General features: G+C 57.0%; 27 protein-coding genes, 1 tRNA gene and 1 other RNA gene. 14 read left to right on the top strand and 15 right to left on the bottom strand.

Translation table 11 applies throughout. The annotated features are described in order from the left end of the window. The first annotated feature begins 35 nt into the window (after positions 1–35). On the top strand, positions 36–1,094 hold the full coding sequence (locus KP707_RS14850) for a purine nucleoside permease (protein WP_211503564.1): 1,059 nt from the start codon (positions 36–38) through the stop codon (positions 1,092–1,094). Between the two features lie 50 nt (positions 1,095–1,144). On the opposite strand, the gene KP707_RS14845 is transcribed toward KP707_RS14850, so the two are convergent. The 4 genes from KP707_RS14845 to KP707_RS14830 form a co-directional block, all read right to left on the bottom strand. Continuing rightward, positions 1,145–1,753, bottom strand: a complete 609-nt coding sequence (locus tag KP707_RS14845) for a nitroreductase family protein (protein ID WP_211503565.1) — start codon at positions 1,751–1,753, stop codon at positions 1,145–1,147. A 126-nt stretch (positions 1,754–1,879) separates the two neighbouring features. Further along, on the bottom strand, positions 1,880–2,971 hold the full coding sequence (locus tag KP707_RS14840) for a purine nucleoside permease (RefSeq protein ID WP_046900816.1): 1,092 nt from the start codon (positions 2,969–2,971) through the stop codon (positions 1,880–1,882). After that, positions 2,968–4,512, bottom strand: a complete 1,545-nt coding sequence (locus tag KP707_RS14835) for an adenosine deaminase (RefSeq protein WP_211503566.1) — start codon at positions 4,510–4,512, stop codon at positions 2,968–2,970. The genes KP707_RS14840 and KP707_RS14835 overlap by 4 nt, the downstream gene beginning before the upstream one ends. Before the next feature lie 75 nt (positions 4,513–4,587). Beyond that, complete coding sequence (locus tag KP707_RS14830) at positions 4,588–5,496, bottom strand: PhzF family phenazine biosynthesis protein (protein ID WP_046901009.1); 909 nt, start codon at positions 5,494–5,496, stop codon at positions 4,588–4,590. 109 nt (positions 5,497–5,605) lie between these two features. On the opposite strand from KP707_RS14830, the gene queG reads away from it, so the two are divergent. Together queG and KP707_RS14820 are read left to right on the top strand one after the other, a co-directional pair. After that, positions 5,606–6,670 (top strand): tRNA epoxyqueuosine(34) reductase QueG, encoded by a 1,065-nt coding sequence (queG, locus tag KP707_RS14825; RefSeq protein WP_211503567.1) that lies wholly within the window; start codon positions 5,606–5,608, stop codon positions 6,668–6,670. Continuing rightward, positions 6,667–6,891: a ribbon-helix-helix domain-containing protein gene (locus KP707_RS14820; RefSeq protein WP_086633354.1), complete on the top strand. Its 225-nt coding sequence runs from the start codon at positions 6,667–6,669 to the stop codon at positions 6,889–6,891. Before queG ends, KP707_RS14820 begins: the two co-directional genes overlap by 4 nt. Positions 6,892–6,896: 5 nt before the next feature. Here the strand turns inward: KP707_RS14820 and KP707_RS14815 are convergent, their stop codons facing one another. Further along, complete coding sequence (locus tag KP707_RS14815; protein ID WP_373687809.1) at positions 6,897–7,265, bottom strand: hypothetical protein; 369 nt, start codon at positions 7,263–7,265, stop codon at positions 6,897–6,899. Between the two features lie 107 nt (positions 7,266–7,372). Between KP707_RS14815 and KP707_RS14810 the strand changes: the two genes are divergently transcribed. Further along, the gene (locus KP707_RS14810) at positions 7,373–8,203 is read left to right on the top strand and encodes a TerB family tellurite resistance protein (protein ID WP_211503568.1); all 831 of its coding nucleotides are present in this window, start codon (positions 7,373–7,375) and stop codon (positions 8,201–8,203) included. On the opposite strand, the gene KP707_RS14805 is transcribed toward KP707_RS14810, so the two are convergent. Further along, entirely contained in the window at positions 8,200–9,270 is a 1,071-nt protein-coding gene (locus tag KP707_RS14805; RefSeq protein ID WP_211503569.1) for a YeiH family protein, read from the bottom strand. The two genes, KP707_RS14810 and KP707_RS14805, sit on opposite strands and share 4 nt — an antisense overlap. Positions 9,271–9,377: 107 nt before the next feature. Between KP707_RS14805 and KP707_RS14800 the strand changes: the two genes are divergently transcribed. Further along, the gene (locus tag KP707_RS14800; protein WP_211503570.1) at positions 9,378–10,262 is read left to right on the top strand and encodes a LysR substrate-binding domain-containing protein; all 885 of its coding nucleotides are present in this window, start codon (positions 9,378–9,380) and stop codon (positions 10,260–10,262) included. A gap of 80 nt (positions 10,263–10,342) precedes the next feature. On the opposite strand, the gene KP707_RS14795 is transcribed toward KP707_RS14800, so the two are convergent. The 4 genes from KP707_RS14795 to KP707_RS14780 form a co-directional block, all read right to left on the bottom strand. After that, positions 10,343–11,800 (bottom strand): mannitol dehydrogenase family protein, encoded by a 1,458-nt coding sequence (locus KP707_RS14795; RefSeq protein WP_211503571.1) that lies wholly within the window; start codon positions 11,798–11,800, stop codon positions 10,343–10,345. Between the two features lie 123 nt (positions 11,801–11,923). Next, positions 11,924–12,994 (bottom strand): FUSC family protein, encoded by a 1,071-nt coding sequence (locus KP707_RS14790; protein ID WP_249203053.1) that lies wholly within the window; start codon positions 12,992–12,994, stop codon positions 11,924–11,926. Between the two features lie 45 nt (positions 12,995–13,039). Continuing rightward, a complete protein-coding gene (locus KP707_RS14785; RefSeq protein ID WP_211503572.1) occupies positions 13,040–13,792 on the bottom strand; it encodes a glycosyltransferase family 25 protein in 753 nt (250 codons plus the stop codon). A 30-nt stretch (positions 13,793–13,822) separates the two neighbouring features. Further along, positions 13,823–15,358 carry a Do family serine endopeptidase gene (locus tag KP707_RS14780; RefSeq protein ID WP_211503573.1) on the bottom strand — a complete coding sequence of 512 codons (1,536 nt, stop codon included), beginning with the start codon at positions 15,356–15,358 and terminating at the stop codon, positions 13,823–13,825. 117 nt (positions 15,359–15,475) lie between these two features. Between KP707_RS14780 and KP707_RS14775 the strand changes: the two genes are divergently transcribed. The 3 genes from KP707_RS14775 to KP707_RS14765 all read left to right on the top strand — a co-directional run bounded on the left by KP707_RS14775 (position 15,476) and on the right by KP707_RS14765 (position 16,964). After that, complete coding sequence (locus tag KP707_RS14775) at positions 15,476–16,666, top strand: Mrp/NBP35 family ATP-binding protein (RefSeq protein WP_211503574.1); 1,191 nt, start codon at positions 15,476–15,478, stop codon at positions 16,664–16,666. Continuing rightward, the gene (locus KP707_RS14770; RefSeq protein WP_167386129.1) at positions 16,663–16,821 is read left to right on the top strand and encodes a hypothetical protein; all 159 of its coding nucleotides are present in this window, start codon (positions 16,663–16,665) and stop codon (positions 16,819–16,821) included. The genes KP707_RS14775 and KP707_RS14770 overlap by 4 nt, the downstream gene beginning before the upstream one ends. A 68-nt stretch (positions 16,822–16,889) precedes the next feature. After that, positions 16,890–16,964 (top strand) — tRNA-Thr (locus KP707_RS14765). Positions 16,965–17,443: 479 nt separating this feature from the next. Here the strand turns inward: KP707_RS14765 and thyX are convergent. Further along, positions 17,444–18,355 carry an FAD-dependent thymidylate synthase gene (thyX, locus tag KP707_RS14760; RefSeq protein ID WP_046900805.1) on the bottom strand — a complete coding sequence of 304 codons (912 nt, stop codon included), beginning with the start codon at positions 18,353–18,355 and terminating at the stop codon, positions 17,444–17,446. An 83-nt stretch (positions 18,356–18,438) separates the two neighbouring features. Between thyX and ssrA the strand changes: the two genes are divergently transcribed. The 3 genes from ssrA (at position 18,439) to KP707_RS14745 (ending at position 19,920) form a co-directional block, all read left to right on the top strand. Then, positions 18,439–18,765, top strand: a transfer-messenger RNA (tmRNA) gene (gene ssrA / locus KP707_RS14755). An 89-nt stretch (positions 18,766–18,854) separates the two neighbouring features. Further along, positions 18,855–19,427 carry an SspB family protein gene (locus KP707_RS14750; RefSeq protein ID WP_046900804.1) on the top strand — a complete coding sequence of 191 codons (573 nt, stop codon included), beginning with the start codon at positions 18,855–18,857 and terminating at the stop codon, positions 19,425–19,427. Positions 19,428–19,527: 100 nt separating this feature from the next. Continuing rightward, a complete protein-coding gene (locus tag KP707_RS14745; protein WP_046900803.1) occupies positions 19,528–19,920 on the top strand; it encodes a VOC family protein in 393 nt (130 codons plus the stop codon). 34 nt (positions 19,921–19,954) lie between these two features. Here the strand turns inward: KP707_RS14745 and KP707_RS14740 are convergent, their stop codons facing one another. The 3 genes from KP707_RS14740 to KP707_RS14730 all read right to left on the bottom strand — a co-directional run bounded on the left by KP707_RS14740 (position 19,955) and on the right by KP707_RS14730 (position 21,917). Beyond that, positions 19,955–20,173 carry a hypothetical protein gene (locus KP707_RS14740; RefSeq protein ID WP_046900802.1) on the bottom strand — a complete coding sequence of 73 codons (219 nt, stop codon included), beginning with the start codon at positions 20,171–20,173 and terminating at the stop codon, positions 19,955–19,957. 78 nt (positions 20,174–20,251) lie between these two features. Beyond that, complete coding sequence (locus KP707_RS14735; protein WP_046900801.1) at positions 20,252–21,034, bottom strand: ABC transporter ATP-binding protein; 783 nt, start codon at positions 21,032–21,034, stop codon at positions 20,252–20,254. 1 nt (position 21,035) lies between these two features. Continuing rightward, a complete protein-coding gene (locus KP707_RS14730; RefSeq protein WP_046900800.1) occupies positions 21,036–21,917 on the bottom strand; it encodes an ABC transporter permease in 882 nt (293 codons plus the stop codon). A 209-nt stretch (positions 21,918–22,126) separates the two neighbouring features. Here KP707_RS14730 and KP707_RS14725 point away from each other — a divergent pair, with 209 nt between their 5' ends. From KP707_RS14725 to KP707_RS14715, 3 genes are read left to right on the top strand one after another with little or no spacing between them, the layout of a single operon-like run. Further along, a complete protein-coding gene (locus KP707_RS14725) occupies positions 22,127–23,512 on the top strand; it encodes a lytic transglycosylase domain-containing protein (protein WP_215751642.1) in 1,386 nt (461 codons plus the stop codon). A 31-nt stretch (positions 23,513–23,543) separates the two neighbouring features. Beyond that, positions 23,544–24,089 carry a peroxiredoxin gene (locus KP707_RS14720; RefSeq protein WP_099211852.1) on the top strand — a complete coding sequence of 182 codons (546 nt, stop codon included), beginning with the start codon at positions 23,544–23,546 and terminating at the stop codon, positions 24,087–24,089. A 26-nt stretch (positions 24,090–24,115) separates the two neighbouring features. Then, on the top strand, positions 24,116–24,724 hold the full coding sequence (locus tag KP707_RS14715) for a DUF1643 domain-containing protein (protein WP_215751641.1): 609 nt from the start codon (positions 24,116–24,118) through the stop codon (positions 24,722–24,724). 13 nt (positions 24,725–24,737) lie between these two features. Here KP707_RS14715 and KP707_RS14710 read toward each other — a convergent pair whose 3' ends face one another. Further along, positions 24,738–25,394, bottom strand: coding sequence for a POTRA domain-containing protein (locus KP707_RS14710; protein WP_211503577.1), 657 nt, complete (start codon positions 25,392–25,394; stop codon positions 24,738–24,740). Positions 25,395–25,443 lie beyond the last annotated feature (49 nt).

Genomic DNA, 25,443 nt, shown 5'->3' with positions numbered 1-25,443 from the left:
TTCCCCAACGACCTTCGGCTTTGGGGAATACGGATTTGAAACGCTTTAATGCAGGCCTGGCTCTTGCCGGGCTTCTCTGTGCGGGCAGTGCTCTGGCTGCGCCCCATAAGGAAGAAATCAAGGTCCTTGTTGTCGCCAACTGGGAAGTCGGCGCGGACAAGGGCGATGAGCCTGGCGAATATCAGGACTGGGTGGAGCGTCTTCATCTTGACGAAGAGCGCCCCATTCGTGGCGTACAGGAAAAGCTCCGCCGCAATGCGGATGGCGTTTATGGCATCGCCCTGAAAAGCGGCAGCATTGACCTGCACGCTCTTGCCCTCGATCCGCATTACGATCTGACGCACACCTACTGGATTTTCACCGGCATTTCTGGCGTGAACCCGAATGTCGCGTCTGTTGGGAGTGTGGCCTGGGCACGCTGGGTTGTGGATGGAGACGCATTGCGGGAAATCGATGACCGCACCGTTCCAAAAGGCTGGCCGTATGGTCTGTACGCCATCGGGGCGGACGAGCCGGACACGCTGCCAGCCAACGCAAACCATTATGGCTCTGTCACGGATGTGGCGGAACTCAGCAAGGCGTATCCACTCAATCAGGGTCTGGCGAACTGGGCCTTCAACCTGAGCAAAAACACTCCAATGGCAGACGATCCCGCCATTGCCGAGCGCCGGAAGGCCTGGAAAGGTTTCCCCAATGCCCAGAAGCCGCCCATGCTCATTATGGGTGAGACGCTTGGGGCGCTTCGTTACTGGCATGGCCCCTCCCGCAACGAGTGGGCGGAAAAATGGGTCAAGCTGTGGACAAAAGATCAGGGTCAGTTCGTCATGACCAATGAGGAAAGCCAGACCTATCAGATCGATATGCGGACACTCGCCCGTCTGGGATATGTCGATCTGAACCGCGTCATGGTTCTGCGCTCAGGGAGCAATTTTGATATGCCGCCCCCGGGCGTGCCGATCACCGAGAGCATCGGGGACGAAGCGCCCGGCCAGAAGCTCGCGTTCGATAATAACGAGCGTGCCGGTGAGCCGGTTGTCCATGAACTGATCGCGCATTGGGCAACGTACCGGACGCATATTCCTGGACAGGACTAAAACCATCAGGCTCTGGACAATGCAGCAGCACCGTCCAGAGCCGATTTTTATCAGAACCGGTTTTCGATCATGATTTCGGAAACCGGCACCGCACCGCCCGATGGCTTCGGAGCGGACGCGGCCTTCCCGATAGCTACGAACATAACGATCTCATGGTCCTCTGGCAGATTGATAAGCTTGCCGACGGCATCGAAGTCAAAACCATCCATCGGGCAGGTTCCATACCCCATGCTCTCGGCCACCAGCATGATGGCAGCCGCAGCCATGCCACAGGACCGCATGCCTTCATCCCGCTGTACCTGCTCGCGACCCCGGTAATACTGGTCGATGGCGCCAACCATGTACTCCCGAACAGCATCCGGGGCGTTTTCCCAGTATCGCTCCGGCGACTTTTCCCATGCCTTGATGTCCGCACACAGGACGATCAAGACAGAGGCATCTGTCACCTGCGGCTGATCCCACGAGACGGCACGCACCCGCTTGCGCAACTCCGGGTCCTTAAGGGCCACAAAGCGCCAGTTCTGGATATTGAATGCCGTCGGCATCCGGCGCGCCAGACCGAGAATAGTTTCGAGGTCTTTCTCCGGCATGATGTGCGCGGCATCGAAATGCTTGGTCGCACGGCGCTGAAGAATGGCGGAAGAAACGTCGAGAGTCATGGGAATCCAATCAATCGAAGCTAAAGCGTTCTGTTCACGACAAACTATGTCTTAAGCGCATACACGCAAAAAATGCCCGCCAGTTCAATCTGGCGAGCATTTTCCTTTCAACACAGGAGCAGGTCGTTATTCTGCACCCGGCATGGTTTTCTCGTACTTGTCCCAATGCGTGGCCAACTCGCGCACAACGACACTGCCAACCGTGTAGGCTGCCTCAACAGATGGAATAAACGCTGAATAGCTGCCTTCGTGCGCTTCTTCGGCCAGCAATTCAGCCGCTGTCTGGCCCGGATACTGCATGTCAAAATTGCTTGTCGTCCGCAGGATCAGAGCACGCTGGGGATCTACTCGACCAGCCTTAGCCTGTGCGGCAAGCGCCTGACAGAACGCAACATCCTCTTCCGCTGTCGTGGCCAATGTTCCCTGATTGTCGGTCCAGTAACGCACCCAGCGCTCGGCCCAGGCATTCATCTTCTCGCCAACCCAGAAGGTCTCACCGGAAATGGTATCGCCGACCATGACAGACGGAGCCTTCAGGGCTTCCGGATAACCCTTGTAACGCGCGCGGGACGCCTGAAGACCCGGCGTGTCGGGCAGGGTCATATTCTTCGTCAGGCTATAGGCCCACTGCACGAACTGCGGGTTAAACGTGTAAACCATGTCCCCGCTGACAGAATGCAAAGGCGGACGCGGCTTCTCATCCGGGAGACTGCCCTGAACCGGCGTAAACCCATCCGGCCAGGATTTCGGAATTTCCCGCGGATCAATCAGATGCGATAGACCGCCATTAATCACGCGCGGTGCCCAAATGGCAGAGCCGACCGTGCCAAACTTCGGATCAACGCCACCAATTCCGGCCAACACGAAATAGGCGTGTTTCAGGTCAAACCGCGGATCAAGGACGAGCGCCGTAATGGCCGATGCCATGTGCTCCGGCCCTTCCCCGGACGCAATACCCAGAACATGCAGTTCCGGGTTGTAGTGCATGACATCATGGTCCGTACCGGGCGCAGGAATTTCCTGCGAGAGCGGGAGCTTCTCAACCCAGTTCTGGTACTCGCCCGGCGTATCGCCCGTGTCCTTGCCAAGTTCGAAGGTCGTCACCACAACCACGCGCACAGGAATAGGCCGCGTTTTAGCAGATGCGCTGGAGACGCTGCCTGAAACTGCAAGGACGGACAGGGCAGTCGCCCCAAGAAGGGTTTTCAGGCGGTTCATTGATAGAGGCTTTCGTGTGGAGCAGAGGTTTCAAAAGCGGCAAACCGCGATTCAAGCTGCCACTGAAGGCGGGCTTTCTCGCTGGTTTTCAACAGATCAGCGCAAGGGCCACTCTCAGGCTGAGATGAAGACGCGGTCTGACAGGCGGAAACAGGCTTGCCGACCTGACGGTTGTCCCAAAGGCTCTGTCCCGGAATAAACGCATATTCCAGACCCGTCCGGGACATCTGTTTCAGGTCCGCATAGCTCAGGTTGTAGGTTTGAGCGGCACGAACATATTCCTGCGTCAGATCACCACGGGAGACGCCTTCGTCATCCGTTGAGAGCGCAACGGGAACCCCGGCCCGGCGGTAGAGCGGCAGCGGGTGTTCAGCGCCCTTCACGTTCAGGATCTCGTCATTACTCGTCAGGTTGATTTCCACCATGACGTGCTTCTTAGCCATCTCGGCCAGCAGCCCGGTAACATCATCTTCCGATGCGATATCGACGCCATGGCCGATGCGCTTGGCACCAGCGATTTCGATGGCTTCCCGAATGTGATGCTTCAGGCCTTCAGGCGGAACCAACTTGCCAGTGAGTTCACCGGCATGAAGGCTGAGGTTCACACCCGGATAGACCTGCGACAGGAACTGGAACATCCGCATATGCAGGGTGTAATCCCGCATGGCGATGGCATCATCTTCCGGTGCAACAATATTGAGGCCGACAAATCGGGGATCGGCCTTAACGACCGCATATCCGGCATCAAGCTGGGCATAGACTGCCTGGGGCGGTAGCGTACGAAGAACCTGGAAAAGGTAATGAACACTCACGCTACAACCCGGATGAGCCTCGGGCGTGCCGCATTTCAGAACCGTTTGTGCCTGCTTGTCCATGGCATCCGTTTCCTGACGGGCCTGCGTCACAAGAGCAGAAATCTCCGGCTCCAGCGCTTTATGAGCAGCGGCGAAATCGTCACCATTCATCGGATGTTTGAAGCCAGCACGGATCATCGTGGGAAGAGCCGGTGAAATCATGGGCTCGATATAGGTGATATGATCGTGGGCGGCACGATCCATGGCCTCTGCCAACATATCGCCCTGATGGGCCGCATCGATCGACCCAAAGTGCCTGAAAGCTGCGAAGAAGTGGTCGTGCCCTGAGCGGTCAGCCGGAGACGGCGTAAAATCCCGCATGGACATGGCATCAATCAGGCGACTTTCAGCATCCGGATTTCCAGCCAGAGCCGTTGCCGGCATCTCACCCTCTTTTGGATGCGGACATGCATGACTGAGGATCTCAAGGCTTTTGAGAGAGACGCACAAGCCATCCTGGGCCGCCCAGTTCAGCATGTTCTCTGCGTAGATCGCTCCTACGAGATGGTTGTGCAGATCTGCGCCTTTGGGAAAGGCCCGCAGAAACAGACCAAGCCGAACCGGATCATTTTGAAGGGTGTTGTAAGTCTGCTCAACAGCAGACGGAGCTTCGGCCCTTGCCAAAGGAGACAGGGCCGTCAGGGAGAGGGCAGCCGCTACAAGAACGGAAGGGAGGGTGCATCGCATGGTGGCACGATGCCGACTGCCCACGCCCCTGACAAGACATTTTCAGACCGTTATAAACTCTGCAACAGACCGTTCTCAGACTTCGCTTTCCAAAGTGAAAAATCCATCCATGACAGGGATACAGGAACCGGCGACATAAGCCTTGCCCGCTTCTGTTCTGGCGTCCAAAAGGCTTGGCCGTCCCATGTCCACGCCCTGCGTGAAGGTCAGGGACAGATCGGCGCCATTCTCCAGTGCAGACAGGAACGCGACGGCGGCCACTGTGGCGCTCCCCGTCGCGGGATCCTCGGCAATGCCATCCAGCGGCGAGAACATGCGCCCCTGAATGTCGCTGCCTTTTTCAAAGGCGCTTTCCCCGGCATTGCGCGTGTAGGCATACACGGAACTGATCCCGTTGGAGGCGAGAAGCCTGCGATGCGCGGCAAGCTCTCCGTGAGCGCGACGCAGAGCATCGCGGGACGCAAGCTCGACAATCAGGAACGGCAGCCCGACCGAAACAACCTGTGGCGCGTGATGATCCGTACGAATGTCTGCGGGTTCGAGCCCCAGACACGCAGCCGCATTTTCAGGAATCATCCGGCTCCGGCGTGTCATGGCTTCCGGCGCCATAAGCTCCGCCCGAACGACCCGTCCGTTCTCACGCTCCAGCCGCACAGGAACCAGGCCGGCCTTTTCTTCAAACAAAAGCGTTTCCGGCAGCTCCCGCCCCTGCGCTTCGGCCTGTCGCGCCAAGGCAAAAGCGGTGCCGATATTCGGATGACCAGCGAATGGCAGCTCTCCGGCTGGCGTGAAGATACGGACATGCGCCGTATGATGCGCCTCTACCGCAGGGAGCACGAAGGTTGTCTCGGAATAGCCGAATTCAATGGCAATCTTCTGCATCTGTTCGGTGGAAAGCCCCGCCGCATCCAGCACGACAGCCAGAGGATTGCCCCCGAAAAGCTGGTCCGTGAAAACATCCAGGGTGACATAGGAACGACGCATAACCGGTTCTCTCATCGGAGAATGAAGACATCCCATCATGTCTGATTGGCCCGTTGGGGGAAAGATGGCGTAAACTGCTGTTTCTGCTTTCCATCCATCTGCTGAGCGCATGACATCACGCCCGTCCCCTTCCCGCCCCGGACGTTCCCTTGAGGAGCGGATCGAGGACCACGCCCGGCATCTGGGGTTCGATGCCGTGGGCTTCTGCGCCGCGGAGCTTGGCCCGGATGTGGAAGCTGGCCTGCGCGCTTTTGTTGCACAGGGCCATCATGGGACGATGGAATGGATGGAGACGCGCATCGAACAGCGCAGCCATCCGCAGACCCTCTGGCCTGAAGCCCGCAGCGTCATTTCCCTTGCCGTCTGTTACGCACCCGCCGAAGACCCGGACGCAACACTGCGTCAGCCAGATCGGGGCAATATCTCCGTCTATGCCCGTAATCGGGACTACCATGACGTCATCAAGGGGATGCTGAAACATCTGGCGCAGTTCGTCGTGAAGCTGGGCGATGAGACCACGCAAGTGAAGGTCTTCGTCGATACCGCCCCGGTTTCGGAACGCGCTTTGGCGGAAAAGGCGCATCTGGGCTGGCAGGGAAAGCATACCTGTCTGGTCTCCCGCACCCATGGTTCATGGCTTTTGCTGGGAGAAATCTACACGACGCTGGATTTAAGCCCGTCCGAGCCAAAAGGCGGAAACTGCGGCACCTGTACCAGTTGCCTGACAGCCTGCCCGACGGACGCATTCATTGGTCCCTATCGTATGGATGCCCGGCGCTGCATTTCGTATCTGACAATCGAACACAAGGGACCGATTCCGCCTGACCTGCGGGAAAAAATGGGCAACCACATCTATGGCTGCGACGACTGCATTTCCGCCTGCCCGTGGAACCGCTTTGCCGAGACCTCCCGCCACATCAAGCTTCAGGCCCGACCGGAATTGATCGAGCCAAAACTTGCAGACCTTGCGGCCCTCGATGATGCGGCTTTCCGCACGCTTTTTTCGGGCTCGCCGGTCAAGCGCATAGGTCGCAACCGGTTTGTCCGGAATGTTCTGATCGCGATCGGCAACTCGAACGATCCTGCCCTCGTACCCTCAGCGCAGGCTCTCCAGTCTGACCCTGATCCCGATATTGCCGAAACGGCCCGCTGGGCGCTGGAACGCCTGACATGAGTGACCTCGTCAAACGCAGCCTTTCGCTCTCAGGACATCGGACGTCCGTCGCGCTTGAACCAGAATTCTGGGCAGTCCTGGATCAGATGGCTACGGAGCGGGCCTTGAGCTTTGCGGCCCTCGTTGCGTCGATTGACGCCAAACGCACACCAGACCGCCCACTGGCCTCAGCACTCCGTGTTGCAGCCCTTATGGATGCGCGAAAAACGGCCGAAGACTGATCGGGTCACTTCGCGTTCGGAGGAAGATCCATCCAGTCAGGGTGCTTTCTCTGGATCCAGTTCAGAGCTTTCTCCATCAAACGACGGAAGAACGGAATATCTTCGGAAAGCAGCAGGATACCTACAGGAATCATCCACACACCCAGAACGGGTAGGAACGCCATGCAGCCTCCGAGCATAAACAGAATACCGGCCGGAATCCGAATCCATTTACGCTCTGGCTCCCGTAGCCAGCTCAGCGTCTTCTGCATCCATTCAGGGAGTTTGCGAATCAGAGCCTGCATCTTCTCCTCATAGTCGTCCGCCGGCGAAGGCTGAGCGACGGGGAGATGCTGCGTCTGATCGGACATAACTGGGGTGACCTTGTTTTTCATGATGCTCCTTCAACACCCGAAGCCTTCGGGAGATCCAGTTCTTTCTGTGGAAGGTACATGTCCGATCTGTCATTTGCCGGTTTCCGGGACCATGCTAGATTGTCGATATGGCTATCTGGGGCAAAATGTTCGGTGGTGTTGCTGGCTTCGCAGTCGGCGGCCCGTTCGGGGCACTGATGGGAGCAGCCCTTGGGCATGCCGCCGACAGTGGCTCTCTGCTTAATCCTTCCACCGGGGGGTGGAGCGAACGCTTTCCTGCACGGGGTCGTCCTGACCCGAACAGTGCAGCGTTTTTTGGAGCTGCAAAAATTGCGGCTGCCATGGGCAAAAAAGATCAGCTTTACGCCATTGGCCTTGTGGCGCTGTGCGCAAAGCTGGCGAAGGTTGACGGGCCGGTCAATCGCTCCGAAATCAATGCTTTCAAAACCTGCTTCCAGTTTCCACCCGACAATACGCGTGAAGTTGGCATGTTGTTCGACCGCGCACGGGAGCGAACGGACGATTTTGAAATGTACGCCCGCGAGATGGGCTCAGCTTACGGAGACGACAAGGCACCGCTGGAAAACCTGATGGTGGCCCTTTTCCGGATTGCTCGTGCGGATGCCGGAGCATCCAAGGAGCTCCATCCAAAAGAAATTGATTTTCTTCAGCGTGTCCATCGTGCGTTTGGTCTGTCGTCTGGAGCATGGACACGCGCAGAAAGTGGCGACAGCCGTGCTGCCAGCACTGGCGAGCCGGATGCCTATCGCGTTCTCGGCATCACGCGTACAGCGTCTGACAAGGAAGTCCGCGTTCGATGGCGAACGCTTATCCGCGAGTACCATCCGGATGTTATTGCCCAGAAACCCATGACGGATATGGAGCGCAAACGTGCGCAGGAACGCGTGGCCCGGATCAATGCTGCATGGGACCGCATCAAGCGGGACCGTCAACTTTAACCGAAGTGAAGCCATACCAGCATACCGTAGCTGATGGCCCCCAGTCCCAGCAGTGAAAGGATGACGGCTCCTGTCACCCTCAGGCCAGCGTTCACAACGCTGCGGGCATCAACACCGAGGCCCAGAGCCGCCATGGATGTTATCGTCAGAATTGTTGTGATGTGACTGATCGGGCCGCCAAGTGACGACGGAATTAGCCCGAGTGAGCGGCCGGCTATCAACGCGAGAAAACCCAGAATAAACCACGGCACAAACTGGAAAATCCCGCCTTTCCTGATTCCTGCGTTTATATTTTCTGACGTCTCATTTTTACGGTCGGAAAAGAAAAGGGGAGAGGCCAGTCCAAGCCCGAAACACACGGGCCCAAGCATCAGAACACGCACCAGTTTGACGATCATGCCTGTCTGCACAGCAATGGTACCGAGCGGGGCCGTGGCAGCGACGACCTGCGGGACGGCATAGACCGTCAGTCCAGCGAATGCGCCGAACATGCTGCCACTCATACCCGAGAATAAGCCAAGACATGGCAGTCCCAATACGGTGAGAACGCCGAACACTGCGGTGAAAGCAATCGCCGCGGCAACGTCTTTTCCGTCTGCTCGAATAACCGGCGCGACAGCTGCAATTGCGGAGTTTCCACAGATCGAGTTGCCGCAGGCAATAAGCAGCGCCATGCGGGGTGGAAGCCCCATAAACCGCCCAATCCCGAAGCTCATGATGAGTGATGTCGCTACGAGCACCATAATGCCAATAATCAGGACAGGCCCAACGGCCAGCAGGTTTGCCGCACTTACTGACGCTCCGAGCAGAACAACAGATATTTCCAGAAAATAGCGGGCAGTGAAAGCAATGCCGGCTTGGTATCTGTCCCCTGGCGACCAGAGGCTGCGCAATGCCATTCCGGTCAAAATCGCCAGTACGAGCGCTTCCAGCCATGCCTTGCCGAAAAGAAGCTGCTCACCGGCTTCTAGCAACGATGCAGCAGCACTCACCGCAAGACATAATCCTATTCCCGGCAGGGTGCGATAAGCGGGCTGAAATTTCGGAACAGCGAGACATCGGGGCATGATCGTTTTCTCCTGCCCTTCAGATATCCAATCATAAATCATCAATAAAACAAATTGATTAAGTTATTTCGTTCGTTAAAAACGATTGATTGCTATCGAGGACGATCATGACGCTAGAGCAGTTACGCATTTTCGTTGGCGTCGCCGAACGCGAACATATGACGGCCGCTGCACGAGCGCTGAACGTCACGCAGTCCACTGCTTCAGCCGCAATTTCTGCTCTTGAAGAACGGCACGGCATCAAGCTGTTTCACCGCGTGGGGCGAGGCATCGCTTTAACGGATGCTGGCCAGATTTTTCTGGAAGAAGCCCGCAATGTTCTTGCAAGCGCAGCTTCGGCGCAAAACACACTTGATGAACTCAGCGGACTCAACCGCGGCAGTCTTCGGGTTGTCGCCAGCCAGACCATCGCAGCCTACTGGCTGCCACCATTACTGGTCGCTTTTCGCACCACCTTTCCCAACATCACCATTGCGCTTGAAATCGGCAATACGACGCAGGCCGCAGCGCATGTGCGAGAGGGACAATCGGATCTTGGAATTGTCGAAGGTAACGTGGATGACCCAGCACTCGCGCAGTGGCCACTTGCGGAAGATCGCCTGCAACTCGTACAGGCCGAACCTTTCGGAACGCAAACTGTGGATGCTGGCTGGCTGCAAAATGCGACCTGGATCATGCGGGAGCGTGGCTCGGGCACACGCTCATCGCTTGATGCCAGTTTGCGGGCTGTCGGCGTAAAACCTGAGGCCCTGAAGGAAGGTCTGGTTCTGCCATCAAACGAAAGCGTAAGAACAGCTGTTGAGGAAGGCGCCGGACTGGCAGCTCTCTCTTCCCTTGTAGTTGCCCCATCCCTCGCCGGCGGAAAACTTCATGCTGCTCCGTTTGATCTTGGGCCCCGCACCTTCTTCGGTTTGCGACACAAAGAACGCTATCGCAGCAAAGCCGCTGATGCTCTTTTGCAGATCATCTCGGCGCGGAAAAACGGCACCTAGAAACGGATGGGCGCCAGCCCATAAAAAAACCGCTTCTCCCTGAAGAGAAGCGGTCAAAAAGCCTGTCAGGCTGCCCGGTTTCAGGCTGGCAGTGCAGCCTTGACGCCCTTTTCGCGAATGATCTTGCGCAGCGCGATAACCTTCTCATCAAGCGTCGCATTATCCAGATCACGCCAGGCGTCAAAAGCGGGAAGTTTCAGAGCGCTCTCAAAGTCGTCTGCTTTCGCGAGTGCCTTCTGCTGATCACCGAAGGTTGGCTCGAACGGCTCATACGTTCCACCCTTCTCGCTCTTCCCACGCAGCATCTCAAGGTAGGCTGCCATGCCAAACGCAATTCGGGATAGATCCCGCTTGCCTTCAAGAGCCTGACGGACCGTTTCCGTCCAGAAGACCTGAATTTTCGAGGACCCATCCCCTGAAATTCGCAGGGTCTGGTCAGCCATCGCCGGATTGGAGAAGCGGCTGATCACGCTGTCACGATATCCTTCCAGCGTCATGCCTGGCGGGGCTTCCAGGGTCGGGATGACGTCCTTGTTGAGGAAGTTCTCCAGATTGCCCCGCAGATCGGCGTCACGAACAGCTTCATCAACATTCTCATACCCGACCAGAACGGCAGGGAAGCAGAGCATGATGTGGCCAGCATTCAGCATGCGGATCTTTACATGTTCGTAGTCCGTCACATCATCGACGAACTGGACGCCGGCCTTCTCCAGTGCCGGGCGTCCGTCAGCGAAGCTGTCTTCCAGCACCCATTGATGGAAATCCTCAGCAACGAGCGGAAGGTCATCGCTCAAACCACTGGCCTCATTCAGGCGCTTGGCAATTTCTGAAGACACGGTCGGTGTGATGCGATCCACCATTCCATTGGGGAATGTGGCGTTTTCTTCAATCCACTTAGCCAGTTCCGGATCACGCGCCTTTGCATAACCCAAGAACGCCTTGCGGGCGACGTTCCCATTGTGCCGCAGATTATCGCAGGACATGATCGTAAAGGCCTTACCCCCGGCATCCCGGCGACGGCGCAGTCCTTCCACAACATATCCGAAGATCGTGGACGGCGCTTCCGGCGTCTTCAAATCCTGCTGAACAGCCGCATTCTCAAGATCGAACGCACCCGTCGATTCATTGATGTTGTAGCCACCTTCCGTGATCGTCATGGAAACAATCCGGATAGCAGGGTCTGAGAGGTGCTTCAGTACGGCTTCAGGATCTGCCGGAGCCAGCAGATAGTCCCGCAATGCGCCCATGACGCGGACAGTGCTTTTGCCAGACGGTGCCGTTTCCGTCAGGGAGAAGAGGCAATCCTGCTTTTTGAATTCTTCAGCTTTTTTCTTTGAACGGTCACCGCCCGTCAGACCGACGCCTATGATGCCCCAGTTAGGATCATCCTTGAGAATTTGCTCAACATAAAATGCCTCGTGGGCACGAAAGAAATTGCCCACTCCAAAATGCACGATCCCTGGCTTTATCCCGTTGATGTCGTAGGGCGGAGCCTGCACACCGGCGGGAAGAGACTTGAGGGTTTCGTGCGTAATCATGGATTTCTCCGTTCCTAATGACCAGCCTCTGACGGGGGCCGGTTTTCCGGGCAGATGCACCGAGCTCTCCAGAAAACGCGGGAGATCACGACCGGGTTTCGAAAAAACGCCATCAACTGGCGCCTAGAGCCCTTTGGCAGCACTGGCATCGTCCCGCATGAGAACGCCTACGGCGCGCTCCAGATCATCCTTGAACAGAGACATGACGAAGCGCATTTCAGGCCGCGTCTGTTCTTCCAGCCGTGGAAGAAGTTCGAGAATGTCCTTGTCTTCCGGCTGATGCGGATGACGGTCCTGCTTGCGAACAAATCTTTGTTCACAGCTATGAGCCAATGCTCTCAGCGTGTGGCTGAGGCTTTTGTAGAGTGGAACAAGGCCTGTATTCCCTGCTGCACGGCCTGTCGCGATTGCTCGAGCCACCAGCATCGTATCGTTCAGGAGCCGCCGCATCAACCTTGGAAGTGCCGCAAGCACAGGATCGCGCTTCTCCAGGTCACTGAAACGCTCGCGTCTGGCCTCTTCCACTGCGCCTTCAAGTTCGATCAGAAGGGCCACACAGGCTTCGTTCCGGGTTTCAATTTCTCGCCAGCCTGTTTTCTGATCCAGTGCGCCTTCCAGCAATCCGTCCAGACGTCGCAGAATACGGCTGGATGTGTGGAAAGCCTGCTTTCGGGCACTGCTATGCAATACCACGAAAGACACCACCAGAGAGACGACCACACCAATCACGATAGCCGTCAACCGCGTCACCATTGGCAGGAACGGGCTGCCTTCGCTGGGAAACAAATACACAATAATCAGGGTGATACAGGCAAACCGCAGATTGGTCTGAACGGCTGCGAGAAAGGCCAATGGCGCGAGAACGATCCAGAAAGGCAGCCACCGCAGACCCGTCCACATTTCCAGCAAGACCGCCACGATCCCCGCGACAGCGCCTAGCAGCGTGCCGGTAATCTGATCGCGGGCCGTTGCCATTGTCTGCGTTATGCTGGACTGCGTAACAATCAGCGCGGTCACGAGTGCCCAGATTGTTTCCTGAAGATGGAGCGTCATGCCCACAACCCAGGCTGTGACAATCGAAACCAGAACGCGAATGGTCTGGCGCGTGGCGGGTCGCAGAACCTCTCGCCAACTGCTTCCCTTCGGCGGGACCATCAGCCAGGTCTGTGTGATTTTTTTTAGAGCACTCATCATGTCATGAGCGCTTTAAGAGCTTCCCGGTTCTTCCGTCCACCCGTTTCAGAGCGAGATCAGATGCCCGCCTCTTTCAAACGAAGAACTGGACCAGTCATTCCCCGGAATGGCGATTGGTGGGAGACACACGTAGGACCTGACGTCTTGCAGAACCATGCTGATGGCAACATCAATGCCAACGTTCGTCCATCGTATGCGGGTAAATTCCCGGCAAACGGGAGATGTAAAATACCGCAGAGCGTAATACCCGTCCTTTATCGGAAAGATATTTTCCATAAAGAATTTTGCGCAGGCAGGCGTGATGACGTAGCAGCAACAACCTGCGAAGGCGCTGAGTTGCGGGTAACAGAACGCACGCCCTTTTAAGAACTTTGGCTGCTCTTCATCAAAAATGATTGTCGCCTTCATGGAGCCCGGAACAAACGCCACCTCCAACGGCCAATCCGTGTTGAACCCGAGAGCCAGAAAATCATAATCAGGATTGGTGGTCAGCGCCTGCTCTCGGTCTTTCCAGAAATCTGGAGACAAATGAACGTCATCCTCCATGACCATAATGGGCTCCCCGATGTCCCGGCACAGCTGCCATAGCCTCAGATGCGACATCGCGACGGCAAGCGCCGTATCGTCATAATCGGCGTCATTTAAAACGATACCGGCATCAATACACGCCTGCTTGCTGACATCATTTTTATCTGTCGCAGGGAAAATGGTAATCTGGGCGAGGAACGGCGCATTTATGGCATTGAACTGCGCAAGCCGGTCTGGCCTGGAAGCAAGACTGATGACGTAATTCTTCATCGCCCCTCACACCCTAAGAAGCTGAGCGGATCAGTTCCCCAGAAAAGGAACTGGCACCCAGCGTAGCCCGTCATCATCCTGCACCAACAGCAGAACTTCTTTCTTCTTCTGTTCCAGCGCGCGGCTCACAGCTTTGGCAAACGCATCCGGCGTGTCGATCTGATCCTGCCCGACCTGCGTAATCACATTCCCAACGGCAATCCCGCGAGAGGTGGCCGGGCTGGACGGTTCAACCCGATCCACCAGCACGCCGCGCTGATCGTCCGTCAGAGCATATTGGGTGCGCATTTCCGCATCGATGGAACGCACTGCCAGACCCAACTCGCCAAAAGCTGCTTTCGTATGCGTTGGCTGATGCGTGTCGGACGGTGGCATATCTGGCGCGTTTGGCGACTGTGCCAGCGTGATCGGAAGCATCTTGATGCTGCCCTTATGCCAGACGGTCAGCTCTGTCTTGGTTCCAGGCAAGATGGACGCAATGATGCGCGGCATGGTCTGACCCGTCACATCCTGACTGCCCACACGAGTGATGATATCGCCAACCTGAAGGCCAGCCTGCGCTGCCGGACTTTTCGGCCCCACTTCAGATACCAGAGCGCCCTTGCCGACCGTGCCGTCCGCCTGGTGAAAATCAAGATCCTCAGCAATGTCGTAGGAGACATTCTGGAACTTCAGTCCCATCCACCCGCGTGACACATGACCTGTCTTGCGAAGCTGATCGATGATGCCACGCGCGTCATCCGCCGGGATGGCAAAGCCGATCCCGATAGAATCACCCCCGGCCCCACCATAGATCAAGGTGTTGATGCCAATGACTTCGCCCGAGAGATTAAAGAGTGGGCCGCCAGAATTTCCCCGGTTAATGGCTGCATCCGTCTGGATATAGTCATCATACAGGCCGTGTTCGACATTCCGTCCGCGGGACGAGATGATACCTGCCGTGACTGTGCCGTTCAGGCCGAACGGATTGCCAATGGCCACCACCCAGTCTCCGATCCTGGCGGCATCGCTGTGTCCTAACGGAACAGCTGGCAGCGGATGTTTCGGTTTGACTTCCAGAACGGCCAGATCAACCTGACTGTCACGCCCAACAATCTTAGCCGGCAGTTCGGTACCATCCTGAAGTGTCACGGAGACCTGATCTGCGCCTTCAATGACGTGATTGTTCGTCACGATGATGCCTGCCGGATCGACAATAAAGCCTGATCCCAGAGCCTGCATCCGCCGCGGCGGCCGGTTCGGTGCCGGCTTATGCGTCATGTAGTCGTGAAAGAATTTTTCCAGCGGAGAGCCCTGCGGGAACTGCGGCACCTGCGGACCATCCGGACCACTGGAGTCCGGTCCCTTGTCTTCATCCTTACCGGGCTTGAGCACAGCAGACGTGGAAACATTCACCACGGACGGAAGAAGGCGATTTGCCAGATCCGCAAAGCTGGACGGAACGGAGCGCGGGGCTGGAACGGGTGCCGGAGAGGGCTGCGGGGCTGTCTGGGCCTGTACCGTCGTGACGGACAGCGCCAGGGAAACGGCGCAGGACAGGGCAAGGCTGGCGGTCAATCTGCTCATGGTGACACGCTAACGCAGAAGACAGTCCTTCGTCACCATCCTGTAGTTCAGGAGGGGCGTATGCTACGCTGTTTCTCCTTCCTGACAGGCCGTTCCCCCAGAAAAAAGAGTCTTGGCATGACCGATCATCTCCCCCCGACCAGTTCTTCTGACGAATCACATGCCAATGCCGAGAAACGCATTTCCGAGATTCTGAACAACGAACAAAGTGGTCTTGGATCGAACGTATTGTCCTTTGCGTCGCTGGAAGGTGTTTCAGTTCGCGATGGACATGCGCACGTGACCCTTGCCACCTCGCGGGACAACGTGTCGCGCATGGAGCCAATCAGACCTCAGGTTGAAGCAGAGATCGCGCGCATTCCAGGTCTGACGGGAGCAACAATTTCCCTGACAGCCCATCGCGCTACCACGCCACCACCGGCCAACGCACCAGCTCCCGCAGCCGGGGGCGGTCATCGACCGTTCAATCTGGGCGGCAAACGGCAGAATGCGTCCAGCCGTCATGCTCCAGAGACGCTTCTACCGGGCGTAAAAGCCGTCGTCGCTGTTGCGTCCGGCAAGGGAGGCGTTGGCAAATCCACAACCGCTGTGAACCTTGCAGCCGGACTGGCTAAATTAGGTGTCCGGACCGGCCTGCTGGATGCAGACATCTACGGCCCGTCCCTGCCGCGGATGCTCGGCCGCAACACACGCCCCGAAGTTATTGAAGGCCGGATCATCCCCATTGAAGCCTGGGGGCTGAAAAGTATGTCCATCGGCTATCTGGTGGACGAGCATCAGGCCATGATCTGGCGTGGCCCCATGGTCATGGGCGCCCTCACCCAGTTCCTTGGAGAAGTGGACTGGGGAGATCTGGACGTCCTTGTCATAGACATGCCGCCCGGAACCGGTGATGCCCAACTGACACTGGCCCAGAAGCTTGGAGCCAAAATGGCCAAGGGTGGGGCTGTTATTGTCTCCACGCCTCAGGACATTGCGCTGCTGGATGCAAGACGTGGCGTTTCCATGTTCGAACGGATGGAAACCCCCATCCTCGGCGTTGTGGAAAACATGTCCTATTTCTGCTGCCCCAATTGTAATCACCGCACTGAGCTTTTTGGCCACGGTGGCGCCAGAGAAGAGGCCGAACGTCTTGGTGTGCCTTTCCTCGGCGAAATTCCTCTGCTGGCTGACATCCGGGCCAGCGGCGATCAAGGCACGCCCATTATCCTCTCGGCACCTGACAGCGAAGCTGCCCGTGCCTACACGGCCCTCGCCACGACTATTGCCGAGGCCCTCAGCCAATCTGATGAAAAGGCTTCCTCATGACCCGTCTTCTCCTGCTGGGAACAGCACTACTTCTGTCGGCTTGTGCTAAGCCGCCTGTAGTCCATCATGGGCTTTCTTCAGACGGCTACGGCTTCACGAATAACTCCTCCCATCTTCCGCCGCCACCGAGCCTCATGACCCCTGCGACACGATAAAATTACAGAATCGACACTCAGGAGCTTGACCAAAGGGGTCTCGGCGTGGAAAAAGCCGGGCTGTGGATGCCGGGTTAGCACAGTGGTAGTGCAGCGGTTTTGTAAACCGAAGGTCGGGGGTTCAAATCCCTCACCCGGCACCACGATTTTTCCCAGAAAATCAAGCGTTCTACGCGATTCTCAAAAAAGAATCGTGCACGCCGTCGACCCCCTCTTTGGGGGATCAAACCCTGTGGATAAGTTTGTTGATTAAGATCTACGAAATGTGAGTCCGACGTGATTCCACATTCGTTCTCCGTAGAATCCGTTCAGAAACAGCGATTCCGGAAAACAGGAAATCCACCGACCATTTTACTCACCGAAATACGAACTTAATTTTCGGCGGTAGGGTCAATTTTATAGCAGTGTTCAGTCAGGCCCTTTTTACAAAGGGCCATATGCTTGTGTGCCGGTGCAGGCCAGAAAATGTGGATGCACACGGACGCAAGAATGAGCAGCCCTGCGAGAATCGCCCAAGGCCAGATCCGCGGCAACTGCGGCTCTATTTCAGCCGAAGTTTCACTTTGCACGGAAGGAGCTTCTCGCAGGAGCTTGTCAAAATCGTTCACGATTTTCGGTTATCTCAGGCTTCTGGCTCGAGAATGTCGTTCATCTCGATCCATTCGCGCTTGGAAAGCCCGGACGTTTCCTGTGTCACGGCCTCTCCCGCCAGACGGCGGCGCACCACGTTCAGCATCCCCGCTGAGAACGTGAAGGCTCCGCGACGATATTCTTCGAACGCAGCAGCCGTTGCCGGCACCCAAGCATGCAGGAGCTCAATCATCTTTTCTGCATAAACACGAATCTCGTACTGCGCATGCGGATCTGCGCGCAGGGCGAGGAAGTGCATCAGATTGTGCAGATCGATCTTCCAGTACCACTGGGTATAGGTGTTCAGCGTCAGGTTCATGCGCGCCAGTTCACGGGCCAGGCCGGTGCCCTCCGGGTCCAGCATCGATTCATAATCATCGTAGCACTGGCTGGCATCACGACGCAGAATCTCAAGCACGCGCTCCGCCGTTTCCGGATCAAGAGCTTCGCTGCGTCCCTGACGGTTCGAGGCGCTCTGCGATGCAACCTGATCCAGAGCTGGCAGATAGAACTCACGGTCGAGAATCGAATAGCGCGCGGAATATTCATTCACGCTCGCCATGCGATGACGAATCCACTGCCGTGCCACGAAAACCGGAAGCTTAACGTGGAACTTGATCTCGCACATCTCGAACGGCGTCGAATGCCGATGACGCATCAGATAGCGGATCAGTCCGGCATCTTCAGACACCTTTTTGGTGCCACGCCCATAAGACACCCGGGCAGCCTGAACGACGGCTCCATCATCGCCCATATAATCGACGACGCGCAGGAAACCATGATCCAGCACCTCGATGGGCGTGAAAAGAAGTTTCTCCATCGCCGGAACGGTCGGGCGGGAGGTCAGCTGGGGCTCGTTGCGCTGAGCTTCGATCTCAGCGCGCTGTTCGGATGTCAGTGCCATAGGCCGCGGCTCTAGCATGACGAAACATCTCCCGCCACCGCAAGAGACGAGTCCGGGCGGCATCATCATGCGCTTCGTCTTTTCCCCTTGCAGGACGGCAACAGCACTCCTATGTTCAGCAGTGCAAGGGGTTCGTCCCCGGCTATGGCGATAAACGGTAAGTGAAATAAGTGTTGTGGACCCGGGGGCAGTGCCCGGCGTCTCCACCAAGAAAAATCTCTCGCAAGAGGGATCTGTGGGGACGAAACAGGCTCGACGCGCATGGTAAAGACTTATCTTTTGCCCGGTATTGTACCACCGTCATCGGGCTAAACTTACAAGTGCCAATGATAACTCTGAGGTGCTCGCTGTCGCTGCATAAGCGATAAGCGCGGTTCGGGAGGGCACCGGGCAACAGAAGCCCTCCCACCTCATTTTTCCTTTTGTGCAAAACGTCTTGCCATTCTGGCTGGTCTGTCGCATCCCTGACCTGATTGACTGAAACATCAGGCCTGCGACCATGAGCGACGACGATCACACCGGCCAGGACGGCCTTGAGCACGACCTGCCCGAAAGCCTTCTTCCCTATGACGACTGGGTGGAAGACGCCTATCGTGAAGTCATGCTGCGCGCTATTGAGCACGTTGCGGCTGAGGGACTTCCCGGTGCTCACCATTTCTATCTGACCTTCCGCACCAATCGTCCGGACGTGATCATCCCGTCCCGTCTCCGCGCCCAGTATCCGGAAGAAATGACGATCGTTCTTCAGCACCAGTTCTGGGATTTGGCGCTGGATCGCGAAAAGAATGTCATTTCCGTTGGTCTGTCGTTCGGGGGCGTTGGCAGCATCCTTGTCATCCCGGTTGCCGCCATTACGGCCTTTGCAGATCCACATATCCGGATGGCGCTGCGCTTCGTCAGCAGCATGGTCGATGACGACGAAGACATCGAGATCCCTGAAGGTGCGGTAGAGCCAGATGATATCGATCCGGCGCACCACCCCGAGGTGACGATCGAAGAGCCTCCCCAGGAAGAGAAGAAAGATGCCGAGGTCGTCAGCCTGGCGGCATTCCGCAAGCGTCCACCGACCTGAGATATTCTTTCCCGCCCGAACAGGGCACCGAGGCCTGACGGTTTCTGCGTCCTGATGATAATATCAGGACCATCGGGCGCCGTTTTCTTGAGGGACCATCATGCGCTTTACCGTTGATCGCCTTGACCATATCGTTCTGACCGTACGGGACAGAACTGTTTCGGCATCCTGGTACCAGCGGGTTCTGGGCATGGATATTGAGGAATACGGCCGTAATAACCGTGTTGCTCTCTGCTTCGGCGGCCAGAAGATCAATCTTCGCCCTGAAGGATCGGAGGGTTGGGAAACGGCCGAGGGCGCGCAGCCCGGCACATCCGACCTTTGCTTCACAACAGCTATCTCAAGCGACGATGTTGTGCGGCATCTCGAAAAATGCGGTGTTGTCGTTGTGGAAGGTCCGGTTTCGCGCCTGGGCGCGCTGGGACCGATCACCTCGGTCTATTGCCGGGACCCGGACGGCAACCTTGTGGAAATTGCCTCTTACCAAGGCTAACAGGCGGGGGTTGACCCGCCTGCCCTGCTGGCTTTTACCAATTTTTGGAGATCATCCAGAATTCTTCGGATGTCAGGGTAATCGCATTGCAGTCTTTGGTTTCAGCCGCAGCCGTGGCGAGGGCTTCGATACGCTCGATCATGAGCGTCTTACGCTGATGAGCTTCTGACTGCTCCTTGACGGTGGCAAGTGTCTGAAGGGCAGACTTTGCAGCTTTGGCAACGCGGGCTGCATCAATAGCGGCATAAGACATGATTAGTCTCCATGGTGATGGTCAAACTCGAAGTTGATCCTACCGCACCCTTGAGACCAGACCAAATAACAGCTGACCTCAGGCCAGTGAGGCCTCATATGCCTCAAGCACAGTGTCCGTCGGACCATCCATGCGGATCTGCCCCTCTTCCATCCAGAGGATGCGCGTACACCACTGCTTGAGCACAGGCAGGGAATGCGATGTCACGACAAGAATTTCAGCGGCATCAACCATGCCTGCCATCCGTTCTTTCGCCTTTTCCTGAAAGCGCTGGTCCCCTGCCATGAACCATTCGTCCATCAGCAGAATGCGCGGACGGGGAACCGTAGCCAGAGCAAATCCAAGCCGAATGCTCATCCCGGACGAGTAGAGTCGAACGGGCAGGTCAAAAAACGGCCCCAACTCCGCAAAGGCTTCGACGTCGGCTTCCAAAGCTGGAAGCTGCCCTTTGGGCAAACCAATGCGACATGCAAAGAGATTGAGGTTTTCGCGCCCACTTAACTCCGGGTTCATGCCAGACTGCGGATCAATGAGCGCATGACTGTCGCCCTCGATATCCAGATAGCCATCATCTGTTTCATAGATCCCGGCCAGCACACGCAGGAGCGTTGTTTTGCCAGCGCCGTTATGGCCGATCAGGCCAATGCGCTCACCTCCATTGATCTGAAATGTCAGCCCTGACAGCGCCTGCACGAGCACGGCGTCCGAGGCGACTGCACCGAGACGCATTCTTCCGCCAACAGATGCGGGCTTCGTGACGGTGGCCTTGGCGCGCGCCAGCAGGGTTTTCTTCAGAGAGCGAGAAGCCCCGTGCAGAACCGGGAATGACAGGGAGAGATTCTCAAGGCGGATATGCGTCATGTCAGATCCAGAATACCAGCCGTGAGCGCACACGGACGAAAGCCCATATCGCGATAACCCAGAAGACAGCACTCGTCAGCAGAGCCACAAGCCAGACGCCGATCGAAGGAATGTGCCCTAACAGCGGAGCACGAACGACTTCCAGCAGAGCATAAAACGGATTGTACAGAAGATACCGCGCTTTCCCCGCCAGCTGCTGCGGCTGCCAGATGACAGGCGTCACGTAGAACACGATCTGAAGGAGCGCCCCGATAATCGGTGGCACATCCCGAAACCTCGCACAGAGCGAGCCCAGCAGCATACAAGCCGCAAATCCGTCCAGTCCCCATAGCAGGAGTGAGGGAAGCGCCAACAACGCCGTAGACCCCGGCCAGACATGGTAGATCGCGAAAACACCCACAGGCACTATGATGTTGTGAGCAAAGACGATCGCATTACGGACCACAACCCGAATGGCCTGAAGCAGCAAAGGAAGACGACTGGAGCGTATGATGCTTTCTGCATCCAGAAAACTGGTGCAGGATTCCTGAAGAAGGCTCGATAACCCCGTTTGCCAAAGCGTCAGGGAGAGAGCCAAAAACGGCAGGTAAACCTTCATATCCTGATGAAAGAGGCGACTGTACAGAACGCCCATGGATGCAACCATGATGGCGGATGTAATGGTCAGCCAGAATGGACCCAACGCTGATCCGCGATAGCGAAGCTTGATGTCCAACCATCCCAGCATAACGCCCAGACGCCAGAGCTTGCAGGCTCCGCGAAAATCATCCCAGGCCCGGGCAGCGGGGCTCCCACGACGCTGGTCGAACTTCAGCGGGCTCAGATCATGCTTCGGTAGCCGTTGCATCTCTGGCTCTTTGGGGGCCGGGGAAGATGAGTTCATCTGGTTCGCCTAGCCGATAGACTCTGTTCCCGCAAGCAGTCTTCCCCTTGATGAAGAAGCACCCTTTCACCATCTGTCATCGAACAGCTTCGAAGCGAAAAAGTAGGCGACAAACGTAAACCTTTCGTCATTTTTCCTAGTTTTGCCGTAATCCCTGTGTATTGTCTGGGGGTTGCGACAGTTCTTCCCTTGTCAGGTACCCTGCCCCGATGCCCAGACCCGCCGTGCCGTTCCAGACCACTCTTCGCCCGTTGACCGCTCTCCGTTCCGGTCTGGCACTTGGTCTGATCGGCCTTCTCGCGGCCTGCGCCGGTACACCCGACATGAGTTCTACCTCTCAGGTTCCGGTCTCTCAGGAAGCCGCAAAATATCGCGCTCATGCGAAATCCTATTACGCTCCGCCGGGCCCACCCAGCGATCCGTGGGGGCCATACATTCAGGAAGCTTCTGCTCGGTTTGATATTCCAGAAGCGTGGATCCGGGCGGTCATACAGCAGGAATCCGGCGGCCACCTTTACGACCATAATGGCAATTTCATCACTTCGACGCCGGGTGCCATGGGCCTGTTACAGCTTATGCCGCCAACTTATGATGATATGCGCCAACAATACGGCCTCGGCGACGACCCGTTTGATCCGCATGATAACATTCTCGCAGGCACGGCGTATCTACGACAGATGTACGAAATCTATGGTTCTCCAGGATTTCTCGCTGCCTACAACGATGGGCCTGGAAGTCTAGACAGCTACCTGCGCCGCGGACGTCCGTTGCCGCGCGAGACACGCCGCTATGTGGCAGCAATCGGCCCACGCATCGCAGGCGTAACGCCTCATAACCGGTCGGCCGCAGACCTTCTGGTCTCCCAGCATGATCCCAACGCCCAGATTCAGGTCGCAGAAAACACTGCCCCCACCACGCCTGCCAGTCAGTCGATCCGGGCAGCCTGGTCTCACAAGGATTCATCAGCAGACAGTTCGTCTGACGACAGTCCGTCTTCGGATGAGGCCGTGGCCGAAACACCAGCCGCTCCCGCAGCGCCTGTGGTTGTAGCCTCTGCCGCACCGGTAGAACCAAACAGTGTCAGCGCGGCGTGGGCAGCGCGGGGTATCACATCACCAGCTCCCACTGTGCAGAAAGTGGCCTATCACCCACCAGTCGCAAACAGCATGGATACCGAACTGGCCGACAGCCAGGTCACGGCGCAGGAAATTCCGATGGGGCACCATTTGCAGCCCCAGCCGATCATGGCCGTCATGCCTGCTTCACGACAGCAGTACCGACTGTCTTCCCCTGCACCGACAATGCATCACGCCACCATCGCCGCACCACAAGAAACGAGTGGCCCCAAAACATGGGCCATTCAGGTCGGCGCATTTGCCAATTCCGGACAGGCCACTTCAGCCGCGTCTCAGGCTCATAGTCAGGGCGGAGCAGTTGTCGCGTCTGCGAGAACACAGGTTGCCAGCGTCAAAACAGGCAAAGGACACCTCTATCGTGCCCGCCTGACCGGCCTGACACATGAAAATGCTCTTGCGGCCTGTCACCGTCTGCCGCACGGTTCACCATGTGTCGTGGTTCCGCCCGGCGCATTCTAAACCGTTACCTTCAGGGAACAGAGCACATCCTATGCGTCGCTTTCTGCCAATTTCTGCTTTCTGTGCCCTTGCCATGATTGGCACCCTCCCTTCTCCAGCTCACGCTGCTCTGGAAACAGGAGCCCATGCTCCAGACTTCACTGCCAAGGCGAGCATGGCAGGACATGAGTTCAGCTACCATCTGGCCGAGGCCTTAAAAACGGGTCCGGTCGTCCTTTATTTTTACCCTGCCGCCTTCACCAAAGGCTGCACCATCGAGGCGCATGAATTCGCCGAGGCTGTTCCCGAATTCAAGGCGATGGGCGCAACGGTTATCGGGATCTCCATGGACCCGATCGACAAGTTGACCCGTTTCTCTGTCAGTGAATGCCGGAGCGCATTTCCTGTTGCCGCAGATCCTGACGGGACCATCACCAATTCCTACAAGGCCAAGATGCCTCTTCTGCATATGGCCAGCCGCACCTCTTACGTGATTGCGCCGGATGGGCATGTTGCCCTCTCCTATGCGTCCATGTCCCCGGATGGCCATGTCGAGCGCACACTGGCTGCCGTCAAGGCGCTTCAGGCTGCCCACTAAGTTTACCACACACCGGAATGTCTTCTATGCCGCGCCCTTCCCGCTCCACACCGTTTCAGAGCGGAGGGGAGCCTGCTGACCTTTTTGGGCAGCATCATGTTGGTGATTCACGCCCGCTTCGGCTGTCGGAAGACGTCATCAGTACAGCCCTCTACGACGGCCCGGGCGACTGTTACCGTTACACCTTGAAGCGCGTATGGGACGAGACGAAACCCATGGTCATGTGGCTGATGATGAACCCGTCAGTGGCCACAGAACTCGGGGACGACCGAACGGTCGCCAAATGCCAGCGCTATGCGCGTGCATGGGGTTACGGTGGAATTTTCGTCGGCAACAGTTTTGCCTACCGCTGCACGGATCAGAAACGCCTTTTGGAAGTCGATGATCCCATTGGCCCCGACAACGACAGGCATCTTCTTGAAATGGCGAAGGCAGCTGATCTTGTCGTGCTGGCTTACGGCGCCCCTCAGGCCAAGGCACTTAGACCTCGCGGCACTGCTGTAGCCCGAATGCTGGCGCACCATGGCGTGAAGGTGACGGCATTAAGATTGAGCAAGACAGGACGGCCAGAACACCCACTTTATCTTCCGGGTGTCCTGACCCCCCAGTCATTGGATCCGGAGACCCTGACCTAATTTTTCAGGCGGGTTATTCCCCGTCTGAGCGCGGGCTCTGCTCACGGATCTGCCAGACCAGAACCAGATGATTGTCATGGTTCGGATAAACCACCTGTGGCTGGATCTGAGCGCCGAGCTTGTTTTCCCGATAGACTTTCTCGATCGCCACTTCGTCCGCAGCCAAAGCCTGATCCGAGATCGCTGCGCCATCCTGAAGGGTAGTTGCTGCTGCCAGAGCAGGCGTTGGTACTTTTCGGTTACCCTCGAAAGCAACCTTGTCCACGATCAGTCCAGCAGTGCCAGCCTCGGCAGTCCGTTGATCGTGCTCCCTCATCAGCAGCTTCACATCCACCTTGTTGGCGGAGATATGCAACTGCTCACCAAGGTCCGCCCCAACACCGCGTGACTGATACAACGTCGCGACCTGTTTCTGTGCGTCTGCCAGCTTCGCGCGTGTGACGTTTTGGCCGTCGTGATAACCGAATGCTGCGAGAATATCCGCAGATGGAACACGCTTGTTTCCCTCCACAGACACCGAGCCCAGTTGAAGAGGGGAATCGAGAGCGGGAACAGGTGGGGGAGCGACTGGACCTGTAACGGGCTCCGCCAGAACCGAACCGGTCGTTAAAATCGCTCCCACGGCAAGACCCACTCCTGCACGTGTCAGCATGGAACGAGAGAACCTCATGCTGCCTCCTGTAAAAAAACAAAAAATCAAGAGATTGTCTTACGCCATA

The sequence above is a fragment of the Gluconobacter sp. P5E10 genome, assembly GCF_018812145.1.
GTDB lineage: Bacteria > Pseudomonadota > Alphaproteobacteria > Acetobacterales > Acetobacteraceae > Gluconobacter > Gluconobacter cerinus.
The sequence above is the reverse complement of the archived record's forward strand: the minus strand, read 5'-3'. Positions and strand labels throughout refer to the sequence as shown.